The sequence below is a fragment of the Burkholderia sp. RF2-non_BP3 genome (genome assembly GCF_001522185.1).
Lineage (GTDB): Bacteria > Pseudomonadota > Gammaproteobacteria > Burkholderiales > Burkholderiaceae > Burkholderia > Burkholderia diffusa.
Window position 1 is genome coordinate 101,358 of the sequence record NZ_LOSU01000054.1, and the last position, 14,565, is coordinate 115,922.

Below are 14,565 nucleotides of genomic sequence, written 5' to 3' on the forward strand. Positions count from 1 at the left end.
TTCAACCACAATTCCGCGGTATCGTTGTTTTCCGACGGATGCTTGTCCGGACGCGACGCGTCGCGGCCGGACGAGCGATGGCTTGTTTTGACTACTTGTCGATCACCAGATCCGACAGCGGCTTGCTGCAGCACAGCAGCACCATCCCCTGATCGATCTCGCGCTGGCGGATGCCGCCGTTGTGCTTCATCTCGACCTGCCCCGACACGAGCTTCACCTTGCAGGTGCCGCACATGCCCTGCGTGCACGACGCCGGCAGCCGCACGCCCGACTGGCGCGCCGCGTCGAGCACGTGCTGCTCCGAGCCGCACGAAATCTCGCGGTTGCTCTTCGCGAAGCTGACCGTGTATTGCTTCGTCGCCGCGTCCGCACCGTCGGCGGCCGGCACGAGTTCGGCGAGCACGTCGTCGCTCGCGGTCTGCGCGAGCGTTTCGAACGAGAAGCTTTCCTCGTGATACTGCTTGCGATCGAAGCCGGCTTCGTCGAGCAGGTCGCGCACGGCCTTCATGTACGGCGCGGGACCGCACGTGAAGATCTCGCGCTCCATGAAGTCCGGTGCGATCAGCTTCAGCAGCGGCAGCGTCAGGAAGCCCGTGACGCCCGGCCAGTTGGTGCGTGCACCGACGCGCTCGACGACGAACGACGTGCGGAAGTTCGTATGGTTCGATGCGATCAGATCGAGTTCGCGCGCGAAGATGATGTCGTCCGGCGTACGTGCGCTGTGCACGAACAGGATGTCGCGATCCTCCGCGAGATCATGGTGCGCGCGGCTCATCGACATCAGCGGCGTGACGCCCGAGCCGGCCGACAGGAACAGATACTTGCGCGCCGGATGCCGCGCGCACGTGAATTCGCCGGCCGGGCCGAGCACGCGCACCGCCGCGCCCGGCTGCAGGTTGTCGTGCAGCCAGTTCGACACCTTGCCGCCCGGCACGCGCTTGACCGTGATCGAGATCGTGTGCGGCCGCGCCGGCGACGACGAGATCGTGTAGCACCGGTTGATCGTCTCGCCTTCGATGTCGAGCTCGAGCGTGATGAACTGCCCGGGCTCGAACGAGAACGCACGGCCCTGCGGCGAACGGAAGAAGAAGCTCTTCACGTCGTGGGTTTCCTGCCGCACGTGGCAGCACACCAGCGTTTCCTCGACGTCGCTCGTCCAGCGCTCGGGGAGCGCGTTCCAGAAGGCCGGGTGCGTAACCCGGCTGTCCGCCGGCTCGAAATTGGCCGCATCTCGCATCATGTGTGACTCCGCTTGCTGTTCCGCTGACTACTACGCGCCGGTTTTTTCGGCGAGCCGGCCGATGTACCAGGCCGAGAATTTTTCGACGAGACCTTCCGTGTACGGCGAATACGGGCCCGGCTCGTACGCGCTGCTGGTCGCGCCGCGCTGCGAGAACTCGACGAGCGCGCGATCCTGGTCGTTGGTCGCGTTCCACACGGCCGTCAGGTTCTTCACGTCGTAGTCGATGCCTTCCTTCGCATCCTTGTGCACGAGCCACTTGGTGCGCACGAGCGTCTTGCCGGCCGACAGCGGAATCACCGAGAACGTCACGATGTGATCGCTCATGAAGTGGTGCCACGAGTTCGGTTGCGTCCAGAACGACAGGCCGCCGAGGTCGGCCTGGTCGAACTTGCCGAGTAGCTTCTTCGATGCGACCTTCGCGTCGAGCGTCTGCGATTCGCCGTGGCGGTCGAGCGGCAGGCGCTGCGTGCGGAAGCCCGTCACGTCGAGCAGCTTTTCGATTTCGGCGGACGGCAGGCCCATTTCGGCCCACTCCTTGCCACGGCGCACGCAGGTTTCCGCGAATGCGTCCATGCCCTCGGCGTTCGCTTCGGAACGCTGATAGCCGAAGCCGTATTCGTACAGCGAGATCGTCAGCTCGGGATGGTTCGCGACGCAGTGATAGCACTCGCGGTTGTTCTCCATCGTGAGCTTCCAGTTGCCTTCCTCGATGATGTCGATCTGTGCGGCGATCTTCGTGCTCGGCAGATCGTGCGGCAGCAGATACGGCTCCATCTGGGCGCGCAGCTGCGCGAAATCGACCGGCGGCTCCTCGGCGAGGCAGATGAAGATCAGGCCCGCGAGATTCTGCACGTGCACCGACTTCAGGCTGTGCTTGCAGCGGTCGAACTTCTCGCCCATGTGCTCGGCGAACATCAGCTGACCCGTCAGGTTGTAGGTCCAGCTGTGGTACGGGCACACGATGTTGCCGACCGAGCCCTTGTCCTCGTTGCACAGACGCGCGCCGCGGTGACGGCACACGTTGTGGAACGCGCGGATTTCCATGTCGTCGTCACGCACGATCAGGATCGAGTCGCTGCCCAGTTCCACGGTCACGTAGTCGCCCGGCTCGGGAATGTCCGGTTCGACCGCGACCTGGATCCAGTGCTGGCGGAAAATCGCCTCCATGTCGAGGGCGAAGATTTCCTCGCTCGTATAGAACGGCGCCTCGAGGCTGTAACCTTCCTTGCGTCGTTCGATCAGTGCGCGAATGTCTGCCGATACTTTCATCGTTTGCTCCGGATTCCTTGCGTCCCAGTGTGGTTGCCGACAGGCATCAAAATCAGTAGTCGATGAGCTGATGCTCGCGCAAATACGCGAGGATCACTTGTGCTTTTTCGACTGAACTCCCTTCATTTACGACGTTGCCGCCGCGGCTTTCGGTCGTCGTCGCCGACAGCATCCGGGCATGCCCGGAGCGCTTCTCGGCGGCGACCAGCTTTACGGGTTTACGCTCGATCCGGCCGACCTTCCACGCGGCGGCATCGGCATCCGCGCCGGTCGACGTCAGCGCCGGGCGGATCGCGCCGGCCCGCAGCCGCGCATACGCGTAGCGCGGCGCCACGTTGGCGAGCGGATGGACCGCGACGACGGCGGGCAGCGCCGCGTCGACGCGCCGCCGCAACCCTTTCGGCAAGAATTGCCGGACCGCCGCGCGGCCGCCGTCGACCGTCACGTCGACGGCCGAGCCGACGAGCGGATAGCCGAGCGTCGCGGCAACGCGATACGGCAGCATCCCGGTGTCGTACGCGCCCTCGGCGCGTGTGCCGGTCAGCACGAGGTCGTAGCCTTCGACGCGCGCGGCGAGCGCATGCGCGGCATCGTCGCCGTCGTGACAGGCCAGCACCTCGACCTGCCGCGCACCGAGCGCGAGGTATTCAGCAAGCGCTTCATTCGCGGGGTCTCCCGCATGGAGCACGTCGAGCTGCGCGCGATGCCGCTCCGCGAGCTGACGGCCGACCTCGAGCGCGGCCGCGTCGTTGCGGCTGTAGCGCGCGGTGCCGCTGACCGGGTGCCGGCCCACGGAGACGAGCACCGCGATGCGTTGCAACTGGCGGGGGGCGTTCATGCTGCGACTCCTTCGGATTCACGTGCGCCGACCGCGGTCGGCGATTGTCCGCGCGACGCGCGTGCGGCCTGCACCTGTTCGATCAGCGCAGCGATCGTCGCCTGCGCGTCGCCCACCACTGTCAGGTTCGCGCGCTTCGCGATCGGCGCGCTGCCGTCGAGGTTGACCGCGATCACGTGACGGCAGTCCTTGATCCCCTGCAAGTGCTGCACCGCGCCCGAGATGCCGAACGCGATGTACACGCTGGCCTCGACCGTCTTGCCGGTCGCGCCCACCTGCTTGTCGCGCGTGAAGTGACCGTTGTCGACCGCGACGCGGCTCGCGCCGATCGCCGCGCCGAACGCGCCGGCGAGCCGCTCGAACGCGCCGATGTCGGACACGCCGTTGCCGGCCGACACGATGAAGTCGGCTTCCTCCAGCGCGACTTGCGCCGCGTCGATTTCCTCGAGGCCGAGATCGCGGTACGGTTGCGCCGCGTCGCGGGCCGGGCGGATGAAGTCGGCGGCCAGGCGCTCGCCGGCGCCGACGAACGGCAGTTTCGCTTCGACCGCGTTCTGCGCGAGCAGGATCACGTCGGGCAAGCCGCGCGTCGCGAACGCACAGCCGGCCTGCGCATACGCGCCGACATGCTTCGCGTCGATCTCGACCACGTGGGTCGCGACGCTCGCGCCGGCGGCCGCCGCGTAACGCCGGCCGAGATCGCCGTCGCCGGTCGCGTTGTCGGGCACGAACACGTGCTTCGGCGCGAGCGCCGCGGCACAGGCCTGCAATGCTTGCAATTCGCTTTCGGGCGCGAAGGCGCGACGGTCGAAGTCGGCCAGCTCGATCAGCTTGTCGACGCCGAGCGCCGCTGCGTCATCCTTTAGTTCACCGAACGCCAGCAGCGCGACTTCCGTCTGCGCGTCGGCGAGCACCGCGGCGGCGGCGATCGCCTGCCGTGCATGGTCGTCGAGCGCGCCGCGCTCGGTGTGCGCCACCACCAGCATCACGTGCTTCGGGTCCTGCACCGCACGGCGCGGCTTCGCGGCCGCGGTGCCATGACCGTGCGCGGACCACTGCGCGGCGCTCGCATCGGCGCTGCCTTCCTCGCCCAGCGTGATGCGCTTCAGGCCCGCGGCCGTGATGATGAACGGCCGGCGCGGATCGATTCGTTTGATCGTGTTCATCGATTCACTCCAGCGAGGCGGCAACGAGTTCGGCCACGTCGAGCACGTCGGGGCGCGGGCCCACGACGCCTTCGAGCATCGCCGTGCAGTTCGGGCATCCGACCGCGACCACATCCGCGCCGATGGCGCGCGCGTCGGCGATGCGGATGTCGGGAATACGCTGCTTGCCCGGGATGTCGGTCAGCGGCGCACCGCCGCCACCGCCGCAGCAGCGGCCGCGCATGCCGTTGCGCTCCATCTCGACGACCTGGATGCCGATCGTCTTCAGCAGCTTGCGCGGCGATTCCGTCTCGCCGTTGTAGCGGCCGAGGTAGCACGGGTCGTGATACGTGGTGCGCTTCTCGCGCAGCGCGTCGACGGCCTTCGGCGCGATCTTGCCGCTGTCAGCCAGCTCGGCGAGGTACGTCGTGTGATGCTTGACCGTCACGCGCAGCCCGAGCGCGCGGTATTCGTTGCGCAGGCTGTGCATCACGTGCGGGTCGGCCGTCACGATCTGCTTGTACGACAGCGAGCCGAGCGTGCCGATCAGGCGCTTCGCCATCTGCTGGAACGTCGCTTCGTCACCGAGGCGGCGTGCGACGTCGCCGGTGTCGGTCTCGGTCCCGCCGAGCACGGCATAGTCGACGCCCGCCTTGTTCAGCACCTTCACGAATGCGCGCAGCGTGCGCTGGTAACGCATGTCGAACGCGCCTTCACCCGCGACGAACAACACGTCGACCGGCTTGCCGGGTTGTGCGACGGGTGCGTTCAGGTCGACCGACCAGTCGTAACGCGCAGCCGTGTCGTAGCCGCCCATCGTGCCGGTCTCGCGCAGGTTCGCGAGCACTTCCTGGCCCTTGCCCGGCACCGTGCCGTGCACCAGCGTGCGGTTGCGGCGCATGTCGACGATCGCGTCGACGTGCTCGATCAGCATCGGGCACTCCTGCACGCAGGCACGGCAGGTCGTGCACGACCACAGCGTCTGCTCCTCGATCAGGCCGGACACGATCGGGCCGTTCGGCTCGCCGCGATGCTGGCCGACCGCGAGGCCTGGCGTCGGGCTGCCGGCGTACGCGGCGTCGGTGCCGCCCGCCATGCCGACGACGAGATCCTGGATCAGTTTCTTCGGGTTCAGCGGCTGGCCCGACGCGAACGCGGGGCACGCGGCTTCACACTTGCCGCACTGCACGCATGCGTCGAAGCTCAGCAGCTGGTTCCAGCGGAATTCGACCGGCTTCGCGACGCCATACTCCTCGTGCTCGATGTCCGGCAGCTTCAGCGCGGTCGGCGGCGTGGCCGTGCCGTTACCCGTGAACGAATCGCGGGTGGCGGCGAAACGCTCCTGGCGCGGGTGGAACGCAAGGTGCAGCAGGCCGGCGATCGCATGCTTCATCGGGCCGCCCTTCGCGGCGCCGACGGTCATCGTGAATGCGCCGGCGCCGATCAGCAGCGCGCAAAGCACCGCGAACGCACCCGACATCGCGCCGGTCGGCACGACCATGAACAGCACGAGGCCGAGCGCGAACGAGCCGAGCAGCCAGGGCAGCGCGTTCCACGGGCCGCGCGACAGGCGCGCCGGCACGTCCTTGGCCGCGCGGCGGCGCCAGACGAACACCACGCCGACGAGCATCGCGAGCGCCGCGAGGAAGATCAGCTTGTCGAGCCACGGCGAGTAGATCGCCAGGCCGTAGTTGACGAACACCAGCGCGAGCGCGGCGATCGCGCCGCCGGCGGTCGCGACGTGGGTCTTCGCGATGTACGGATCGCGGGCAACCACGTGGTGCAGGTCGACGAAGTAACGCTTCGGAATCGCGAACAGGTTCGCGACGCCGAACGAGCCGGGCGCCGTCGCGCGCCCGAGACGCCAGTAGGACGAGCGCTTCGCGACCGCGAACGCGAGCCCCGCCACCGACAGCCACAGCAGTGCGGTAATGAGGAAAGCCGGATTCATCTTTAGAAATCCTTGACGAGACGCAGCGAGTCGTAGATCGCACCGTGGACGTTGTGCATCGAGATGCAGTCGCCGACACGGAACAGCAGGAAGCGGCCGTTGCCCAGTTCTTCCGACAGGCACGGCTGCGGCTCGGCCGCGAACAGCGTGTGCGGATCGATCTGGCCGCGGTTCACGGACTCCGGCTTGAGCTTCCAGTACAGCTCGTCATTCGGCGACGAACCGTTCTCGATCACCACCTGGTCGACCGCGCGCTCTTCCAGCTCCTCGGTATATTCGTTGCGCAGCACGGCGATCATCTTGCCGTCTTCCTCGTACACGCGATCGAGCATGGTGTTCGGCGTCGGGATCACGCCGAGCGCATACAGGCGACGATAGAAGATCGGGAACGTCGTGCCGCCGCAATCGTCGGCCACCTTCACGTCGGGCGTCACGACCTCGACCTTCGAGCCGCGGCTCGCCATGAAGTCGGCCACGCCGGCGCCCGCATGGGTGCTCACGCCGTCGAACAGCAGCACGTTCTGCTTCGGCTCGACCTTGCCGGTCAGGATGTCCCACGAGCTGACGGCCAGCCCTTCGGCCACGCCCCAGGCCGGCACCTGCCACGTGAAGCTCGAACCGCCGGTCGCGAGCACGACGATGTCCGGCTTCTCGGCCATGATCATCTTCTCGTCGGCGGCGACGCCCAGGCGGCGATCAACGCCCAGGCGCTTCGTTTCCATGTCGAACCAGCGGATGATCCCCGACATCTGTTCGCGCTGCGGCGCCTTCGCGGCGATCATCACCTGGCCGCCCACTTCGGTGTTCTTCTCGAACAGCACCACGTCGTGGCCGCGCAGCTTCGCGACGCGTGCGGCCTCGAGCCCTGCCGGGCCCGCGCCGACCACCACCACCTTGCGCTTCGGGCCGCGCGACTTCTCGATGATGTGCGGCATCGTCGCTTCGCGCGACGTCGCGGCGTTCTGGATGCAGAGCACGTCGAGGCCGTTGTACTGGCGGTCGATGCAGTAGTTCGCGCCGACGCACTGCTTGATTTCGTCTTCCCGGCCGTCGCGGATCTTGATCACCATGTGCGGATCGGCGATCTGCGCGCGCGTCATGCCGACCAGGTCGATCATGCCGTTCGCGAGCAGGCGCTCGGCCTGGCCCGCATCGCGAATGCTCTGCGCGTGCATCACGGGAATCTTCACCACCGACTTGATGCCGGCCGCGAGGTGCACGAACGGCTCCGGCGGCAGCGCCATCGGCGGCATGCAGTTGGCGATCGTGTTGTGCGTGTCGCCGCCCGACCCGACCACGCTCAGGTAGTCGATCAGGCCCGTCTCCGACATCGCCTGCGCGATTTCCTTCAGCGCCTCGTGATCGAGACCGTCCTCGTGGAATTCGTCGCCGCACATCCGCAGGCCGACGCAGAAGTCCTTGCCGACCGCTTCGCGCACGGCCGTCAGCACCTCGATGCCGAAGCGCAGACGGTTCTCGAGGCTGCCGCCCCATTCGTCGGTGCGATGGTTCGAACGCTTGCTCCAGAACTGGTCGATCAGATGCTGGTGGGCGGCGGAGATTTCGATGCCGTCCATGCCCGCTGCCTTCACGCGCTTCGCGGCCGCCGCGAAGTCGCCGATGATGCGGCGGATTTCCTCAATCTCGATGATCTTCGCGTTACCGCGGTGCACCGGCTCGCGCACGCCCGACGGCGACATCAGATGCGGCCAGTGCTCGCCGTGGAACGACGAGCGGCGCCCCATGTGCGTCGCCTGGATCATGATCTTCGCGCCGTGCTTGTGCATCGTGTCGGCGAGACGCGTGAGCGGGTCGATGATCTTGTCGTTCGACAGGTTCACCGACTTCCACCAGCCCTGCGGGCTGTCGATCGACACGGGGCTCGAGCCGCCGCAGATCGCGAGGCCGACGCCACCCTTCGCCTTCTCTTCGTAATAGCGGATGTAGCGGTCGCCCGGCAGGCCGCCCGGCTCGGCATACACCTCCGCGTGCGCGGTGCTGACGATCCGGTTGCGCAGCGTCAGCTGGTTCAGCTGCATGGGTTTGAACAGGTGGGGATAACGCATCGCAGGCGACCTCTGGCGTTCGAATGTCTCGTGTTGCGGGTGTTGTTGTGTTGCTGTGTCGTGATGTCAGCGCATCAGTGCGCGATCGGCGACACTTCGAAGACGCAGTGGTCGTGGTGCTCGGCCGCACACTGCACTTCCTTCGATTGCGCGCGCGGCGCGCCCTTGCCTTCCGGCGTCGTGTCGTTGACCCAGTCCATCGCGCCGGCGAACCAGCCCGCGAACATGTAGCAGAGCTTGCCTTCCTTGCCCGGCTGCTGGAGCACGAACGACGAGTGGCGCAGCTCGATCTTCGCGCGCGCGCTGGCCGGATCGGCCTCGATGATCGAGAACAGGCCCCAGCCGCGTTGCGACAGGCGCTTCAGGTAGTGCTCGAACACGGCCATGCCGGTCAGCCCGTGCAGCTTCGCTTCCTTGTCGCACCAGTGGTATGCGGACTTGTAGCCGGCCTTGTAGAGGATCTCGGCATACGCCTCGACGCCGAGCGCTTCCTCGACGGCGACGTGGTTGTTCGTGAAGAAGTGGCGCGGCACGTACAGCATCGGCAGCGCGTCGGTGGTCCAGACGCCGGTATCGGGATCGACGTTGATCGGCAGTTGCGGTTGCATCGTGGTGACTCCGTGGGGAAAAAAAAGCCGCGCGGCTCGGGTCCAGGCGCGACATCGTCCGCGTGCCCGCGCGACAGGCGCCGGCACGTCCCGATTGTTCTTGTGTTGAATCGTGGGTGGCGGTTCGGTTCGGCGTGCGCTTACGCGCCCCACACGTCCTTGAACACGCGCACCCAGTTCTCGCCCATGATCTTGCGGATGCGCGATTCCTTCCAGCCGTGGCGTTCCATCGCCGCGGTCAGGTTCGGGAATTCGCCGATCGTGCGGATGCCGTCCGGGTTGATCACCTTGCCGAAGTTCGTCAGCTGGCGATAGCGGCCCTTGTCATGCGTCAGCATGTCGAAGAATTCCTTCGCGAAATCCTGCGTGAAGTCCGTGCCGATGCCGACCGCGTCTTCGCCGATCAGGTTCACGACGTAGTCGATCGCCTCGATGTAGTCGTCGATGTTCGCCTCGATACCGCGCTTCAGGAACGGCGCGAACATCGTCACGCCGACGAAGCCGCCGGCGTCGGCGATTTCCTTCAGCTGCGCGTCGCTCTTGTTGCGCGGATGTTCCTTCAGGCCCGACGGCAGGCAGTGCGAGTAGCACACCGGCTTCTTCGAGAACGCGATCGCTTCCGACGACGTGTTGCCGCCCACATGCGACAGGTCGACCATGATGCCGACGCGGTTCATCTCGGTGATCACTTCGCGGCCGAAGTCCGACAGGCCGCCGTCACGCTCGTAGCAGCCCGTGCCGACCAGGTTCTGCGTGTTGTAGCAAAGCTGCACGACGCGCACGCCCATGTCGGCGAACGCCTCGATGTAGCCGAGGTTGTCCTCGAACGCGTGTGCGTTCTGGAAGCCGAGGATGATGCCGGTCTTGCCTTCCTTCTTCGCGCGGAAGATGTCGTCGGTCGTGCGCACGAGCGTCAGCAGCTCGCCGTTCTCGCGGATCTTCTGCTTCATCACGCCGATGTTGTCGACGGTCTTGGTGAAGTTCTCCCACACCGACACCGTGCAGTTCGCGGCCGTGATGCCGCCCTTTCGCATGTCCTCGAACACCGGCTTCTCGAACTTCGAGATGTTCAGTCCGTCGATGATGATGCTGTCCTGATGCAGCGTGCTCATATCTGTCTCTCGCTCCAGTGTTGTCGGTGTCGATCAGTAAATCGGGAAGCGCTCGCACAACGCGAAGATCTCGCGGCGCACACGCTGTTCGGTTGCGTGGTCGCCTTCCGGGTTCGCGCGCAGCGCGTCGAACACTTCGAGAATCAGGCGGCCGATCTCGCGGAACTCCGCGACGCCGAAGCCGCGCGTCGTGCCGGCCGGCGTGCCGAGGCGGATGCCCGACGTGACGGTCGGCTTCTCGGTATCGAACGGAATGCCGTTCTTGTTGCAGGTGATGCCCGCACGTTCCAGCGCCTGCTCGACCGGCGCGCCCTTCAGGCCCTTCGGGCGCAGGTCGACCAGCAGCAGGTGGTTGTCGGTGCCGCCGGTGACGAGGTCCACGCCGCCCGCCTTCAGCACTTCGCCGAGCGCCTGCGCGTTCGCGAGCACGTTGTCGATGTAGGTCTTGAAGTCCGCGTGCAGCACTTCGCCGAACGCGACGGCCTTGCCGGCGATCACGTGCATCAGCGGGCCGCCCTGCAGGCCGGGGAACACGGCCGAGTTGATCTTCTTCGCGATCTCTTCGTCGTTGGTCAGCACGAAGCCGCCGCGCGGGCCGCGCAGCGTCTTGTGCGTGGTCGACGTGACGACGTGCGCGTGCTCGACCGGGTTCGCGTGGCGGCCGGCGGCGATCACGCCCGCGATGTGCGCCATGTCGACCATCAGCTTCGCGCCGACGCTGTCGGCGATCGCACGGAAGCGTGCGAAGTCCAGCGCGCGCGGGTACGCCGAGAAGCCAGCGATGATCAGGCTCGGCTTGTGCTCGTGTGCAAGCGCTTCGACCTGGTCGTAATCGATCCGCATCGTGTCGCGGTTCACACCGTATTGCACGGCGTTGAACCACTTGCCCGACAGCGCCGGCTTCGCGCCGTGCGTCAGGTGGCCGCCGGCGTCCAGCGACATGCCGAGCACCGTGTCGCCCGGCTTCGCCAGCGCGAGCATCACCGAGCCATTCGCCTGCGCGCCCGAGTGCGGCTGCACGTTCGCGTAGCCGGCGTTGAAGATCTGCTTCACGCGCTCGATCGCCAGCGCCTCCACCTCGTCCGCGAATTCGCAGCCGCCGTAGTAACGCTTGCCCGGGTAGCCTTCCGCATACTTGTTGGTCAGCACCGAACCCTGCGCCTCCAGCACCGCGCGCGACACGATGTTTTCCGACGCGATCAGCTCGACTTGCGACTGCTGGCGCTCGAGTTCCTTCAGGATGGCGCTGCGCACCGGCGCGTCGCGCTCGGCAAGGGGCTGCGAGAAGAAAGGCTGGGTGTTCGACATAGTGCGTCCGTGACGAAGAATAAAGGGCGTGTAACCGAAGCTCGAGGCCCGCCATACCTGGGTTTCCAGCGCATCCAGTGCAAGGCTGCCGACGGCTCTATTCTTGTCGTTCGGATTTTCGGCGGATTGATGAATTTAGACGCGTTCTTTGCCTTTTCCGCCATGCGCGTCCGTTTTGTACAAGTGACCGGTCGTGCTTTTTCAGATGACCCGGCAAACCGCCGCGTGTGGTTCATCCATGGACAGGCACTTCGCCGGTGCCTGCGCTGCGCGCCGAGGTGCAGCGCAGCCCGCTTACGGTGCAGTGCAGCATCCGCCTTGGGCCCATACAACGTATGGAGCTAGGGTTTAGCCGTATGGCACGCTTGTTGCGCTCGCTCACACAATACGGCAGCCCGATCCGTGCCTCTCGGGCCAAAAGCTATTAGAGATTCAAGGAACGCTCCCCATGTCCCCCGACCGCACAGCGTCGCTGTCCCACTTCGCGTTCATGCCCTTACCGGACTTCACGATGATCGCGTTCACCAATGCGATCGAGGTGCTTCGGATGGCGAACTACCTGAGCGGCCAGCCGCTCTATCGCTGGTCGATCATCAGCCCGGACGGCGGCCCGGTCACGGCGAGCAACGGCCTCACGGTCGACACGGGACCGGCCGAATGCGTGGGGCAGCCGGATATCGTATTCGTGTGCGGCGGTGTCGACGTGCAACGCGCGACCACGCCGGCCCATCTGTCGACGCTGCGCCGCTTCGCGCGCATGGGGCTGCCGCTCGGCAGCCTGTGCACGGGCACCTATGCGCTCGCGAAGTCGGGGCTGCTCGCGGGCTATGCGTGCGCGATCCACTGGGAAAACATGTCGGCGCTGAAGGAAGAGTTTCCGGACACGCGCTTCCTGAAGGAACTGTTCGTGGTCGACCGCGACCGTATCACGTGCACGGGCGGCGTCGCGCCGCTCGACATGATGCTGAACCTGATCGCCGCGCGCGTGGGCACCGCGCGCGTCACGCAGATCGCCGAGCAGTTCATCGTCGAACACGTGCGCGACACGAGCGCGCAACAGCGGATGCCGCTCGTCGCGCGGCTCGGCTCGGCGAACAAGTCGCTGTTCGAGGTGATCTCGCTGATGGAGAACAACATCGAGGAGCCGCTGTCGCGCGAGGAACTCGCACGACTCGCGAACATGTCGCAGCGCCAGCTGCAGCGTCTGTTCCGCGAGCATCTCGGGATGACGCCCACGCACTATTACCTGACGCTGCGGCTGCGCCGCGCACGCGAGTTGCTGCTGCAGACCGACATGTCGATCATGCACATCACGATGGCGTGCGGCTTCCAGTCGGCCTGCCACTTCAGCAAGAGCTATCGCGATGCGTTCGGCGTCGCGCCGACGCGCGAGCGCCGCAAGCAGGTCGCACCGCTCGCGCAGGGCGCGGCGGCTACCGCACCGGCATTTCCGGCTCATCTGATTCATGCGTGACGCGGGCGCGGCGCGATAAAAAAGGCGGCCTCGAAGGCCGCCTTTTTGCTGGTGCTTACGATCCCCACACCTGCATTTCGTCGAGCGAGTAACCCCACTGCGTCGCCCGCTTCGTGCCGAGCATCCGCACGTAGCGGCCCTGCGCGTTCAGGTTCGGCAGCGTGACGTGACCGTACGACACGCCGTTGTTCGTCGAGTAGACCGTCGTCCAGTTCGCGTTGTCGGTCGACGTCTGGATCTGGTAGACGAGCGCGCCCGCGTCCCAGTAGAGATCGACGCTGCTGATCTTCTTCACCGCGCCGAGATCGACGGAGATCCATTGCGGATCGACACCCGCGCCTTCCGGCGAATCCCAGCGCGTGCTCGTCGTGTTGCCGTCGAACGCCTTGTCCGGCGTCAGCGATGCGTTGTAGCTCGCCGACGCGGCGGCCGGACGACCTTGCGACAGCAGCGTCGGCTGCGCGACGGCCGGGCCACCGTAGTAGCTCGAGCCGAGCTTCGCCTTGGTCGTGTCCGCGTTCACGCCGAACTGCGACAGGCTCCAGCGCTGGCCGGTCGTCACGTCGCCCACGTAGAGTTGGTACCCACCCGCCGTCGTCGACGAGAAGAACACGTAGTTCGTGCCGCTCACCGGCGCCGGGTCGGAGTTGTTGCTCATGCAGTCGTTGAGCGCCAACTGGTTCGGCGTCGACGCCGGGTCCGCCGTCTTTACGTAGATCTGGTCGGCGCCACCGCTGTCTTTCCAGCGCGCGTAGAACACCATGCCGTCCGCACGCACGATCGGGTAATACGTCTGCAGCCCGGCCGGCTGATCAAACACCGTCGTCGTGCCGGTCGCGATCGTGCGCTTCATCAGCCCCATGTTCGAGCCGGTACCCGTCGCGTAGTAGACGGCGCTTGCGTCCGGCGCGAGGAACGGCATCGAATATTCGGCGCCGGCCGGTGCGTTGGTCAGGCTCACGACCGACGTGAACACCGGGCCCGCGCTCGTGTACGACAGCGTGCCCTGCTTCACGTCGCCGTTCTGCTTGAACACGAGCGTCTTGCCGTCGGCGCTGAACTTCGGATCCTCGTTGCGTGTCGCGCCCGTGCTGTGCGTCAGGTTGACCGGCGGCGTGCCGGCGCCGAGCTGCAGCATGAACACGTTCCAGGCGCCATTGCTGATGCCCATGAACGCAAGCCACTTGCCGTCGGGGCTGAACACGCCGTTCATCGGATCGGTGATGCCCCAGCTGCTCTTGCTCAACTGCGTGAGCGTGCGGGCCGAAAAGTCGTACAGGAACAGCTGGCTCGTACCGTCGCCGTACTTCACGTAGCTGTGATAGACGAGCTTGCCGGTCAGTGCGGCGGGAAACGTCGCATTGGATTGAGTCGGGGGATAGTTGATGCAGGCCGCTTCGGCGGCGCCGCCAGACAGGTTGAGTGCGACGCCGGCCACGAGGCCCGCGACGAGGAACTTCGATTTCACGCTGGTTGCTTCCGGGTAAGGTAAGGGCGGTGCGGACCCGGTCCCGCACACGGTGCGCGGGCGTGACGGATCCGCCGTCGGGG

The 14,565-nt window shown here is 66.2% G+C and carries 11 protein-coding genes; 1 reads left to right on the top strand and 10 read right to left on the bottom strand.

Features of this window, described 5'->3' with window-relative positions:
- Positions 1-91 precede the first annotated feature (91 nt).
- The 9 genes from WS45_RS25715 to WS45_RS25755 form a co-directional block, all read right to left on the bottom strand.
- On the bottom strand, positions 92-1,240 hold the full coding sequence (locus WS45_RS25715; protein WP_059702351.1) for a hybrid-cluster NAD(P)-dependent oxidoreductase: 1,149 nt from the start codon (positions 1,238-1,240) through the stop codon (positions 92-94).
- Between the two features lie 30 nt (positions 1,241-1,270).
- A complete protein-coding gene (locus WS45_RS25720) occupies positions 1,271-2,512 on the bottom strand; it encodes an aromatic ring-hydroxylating oxygenase subunit alpha (RefSeq protein ID WP_059534190.1) in 1,242 nt (413 codons plus the stop codon).
- A gap of 52 nt (positions 2,513-2,564) precedes the next feature.
- Positions 2,565-3,350, bottom strand: coding sequence for an electron transfer flavoprotein subunit beta/FixA family protein (locus WS45_RS25725; RefSeq protein WP_059702353.1), 786 nt, complete (start codon positions 3,348-3,350; stop codon positions 2,565-2,567).
- Positions 3,347-4,516, bottom strand: coding sequence for an electron transfer flavoprotein subunit alpha/FixB family protein (locus WS45_RS25730; RefSeq protein ID WP_059702354.1), 1,170 nt, complete (start codon positions 4,514-4,516; stop codon positions 3,347-3,349). Before WS45_RS25730 ends, WS45_RS25725 begins: the two co-directional genes overlap by 4 nt.
- A gap of 4 nt (positions 4,517-4,520) precedes the next feature.
- Positions 4,521-6,446 carry a (Fe-S)-binding protein gene (locus tag WS45_RS25735; protein WP_059534184.1) on the bottom strand — a complete coding sequence of 642 codons (1,926 nt, stop codon included), beginning with the start codon at positions 6,444-6,446 and terminating at the stop codon, positions 4,521-4,523.
- Between the two features lie 2 nt (positions 6,447-6,448).
- Positions 6,449-8,512 carry an NADH:flavin oxidoreductase gene (locus WS45_RS25740; protein WP_059534183.1) on the bottom strand — a complete coding sequence of 688 codons (2,064 nt, stop codon included), beginning with the start codon at positions 8,510-8,512 and terminating at the stop codon, positions 6,449-6,451.
- Positions 8,513-8,586: 74 nt separating this feature from the next.
- Complete coding sequence (locus WS45_RS25745; protein ID WP_006488993.1) at positions 8,587-9,120, bottom strand: DUF5943 domain-containing protein; 534 nt, start codon at positions 9,118-9,120, stop codon at positions 8,587-8,589.
- Between the two features lie 140 nt (positions 9,121-9,260).
- Positions 9,261-10,232, bottom strand: a complete 972-nt coding sequence (locus WS45_RS25750; protein WP_044844362.1) for a dipeptidase — start codon at positions 10,230-10,232, stop codon at positions 9,261-9,263.
- A gap of 33 nt (positions 10,233-10,265) precedes the next feature.
- Positions 10,266-11,540 (bottom strand): serine hydroxymethyltransferase, encoded by a 1,275-nt coding sequence (locus WS45_RS25755; protein WP_059692029.1) that lies wholly within the window; start codon positions 11,538-11,540, stop codon positions 10,266-10,268.
- Positions 11,541-11,988: 448 nt separating this feature from the next.
- Between WS45_RS25755 and WS45_RS25760 the strand changes: the two genes are divergently transcribed.
- A complete protein-coding gene (locus tag WS45_RS25760; protein WP_059692028.1) occupies positions 11,989-13,014 on the top strand; it encodes a GlxA family transcriptional regulator in 1,026 nt (341 codons plus the stop codon).
- A gap of 55 nt (positions 13,015-13,069) precedes the next feature.
- Here the strand turns inward: WS45_RS25760 and WS45_RS25765 are convergent, their stop codons facing one another.
- Entirely contained in the window at positions 13,070-14,482 is a 1,413-nt protein-coding gene (locus tag WS45_RS25765; protein ID WP_059702356.1) for a discoidin domain-containing protein, read from the bottom strand.
- Between the last annotated feature and the right edge of the window lie 83 nt (positions 14,483-14,565).

Excerpts from the sequence above, each read along its gene's own strand:
- WS45_RS25740 (WP_059534183.1), bottom strand. The coding sequence starts at position 8,512 with ATGCGTTATCCCCACCTGTTCAAACCCATGCAGCTGAACCAGCTGACG.
- WS45_RS25730 (WP_059702354.1), bottom strand. The coding sequence starts at position 4,516 with ATGAACACGATCAAACGAATCGATCCGCGCCGGCCGTTCATCATCACG.
- WS45_RS25745 (WP_006488993.1), bottom strand. The coding sequence starts at position 9,120 with ATGCAACCGCAACTGCCGATCAACGTCGATCCCGATACCGGCGTCTGG.
- WS45_RS25725 (WP_059702353.1), bottom strand. The coding sequence starts at position 3,350 with ATGAACGCCCCCCGCCAGTTGCAACGCATCGCGGTGCTCGTCTCCGTG.
- WS45_RS25750 (WP_044844362.1), bottom strand. The coding sequence starts at position 10,232 with ATGAGCACGCTGCATCAGGACAGCATCATCATCGACGGACTGAACATC.
- WS45_RS25755 (WP_059692029.1), bottom strand. The coding sequence starts at position 11,540 with ATGTCGAACACCCAGCCTTTCTTCTCGCAGCCCCTTGCCGAGCGCGAC.
- WS45_RS25715 (WP_059702351.1), bottom strand. The coding sequence starts at position 1,240 with ATGATGCGAGATGCGGCCAATTTCGAGCCGGCGGACAGCCGGGTTACG.
- WS45_RS25760 (WP_059692028.1), top strand. The coding sequence starts at position 11,989 with ATGTCCCCCGACCGCACAGCGTCGCTGTCCCACTTCGCGTTCATGCCC.
- WS45_RS25720 (WP_059534190.1), bottom strand. The coding sequence starts at position 2,512 with ATGAAAGTATCGGCAGACATTCGCGCACTGATCGAACGACGCAAGGAA.
- WS45_RS25735 (WP_059534184.1), bottom strand. The coding sequence starts at position 6,446 with ATGAATCCGGCTTTCCTCATTACCGCACTGCTGTGGCTGTCGGTGGCG.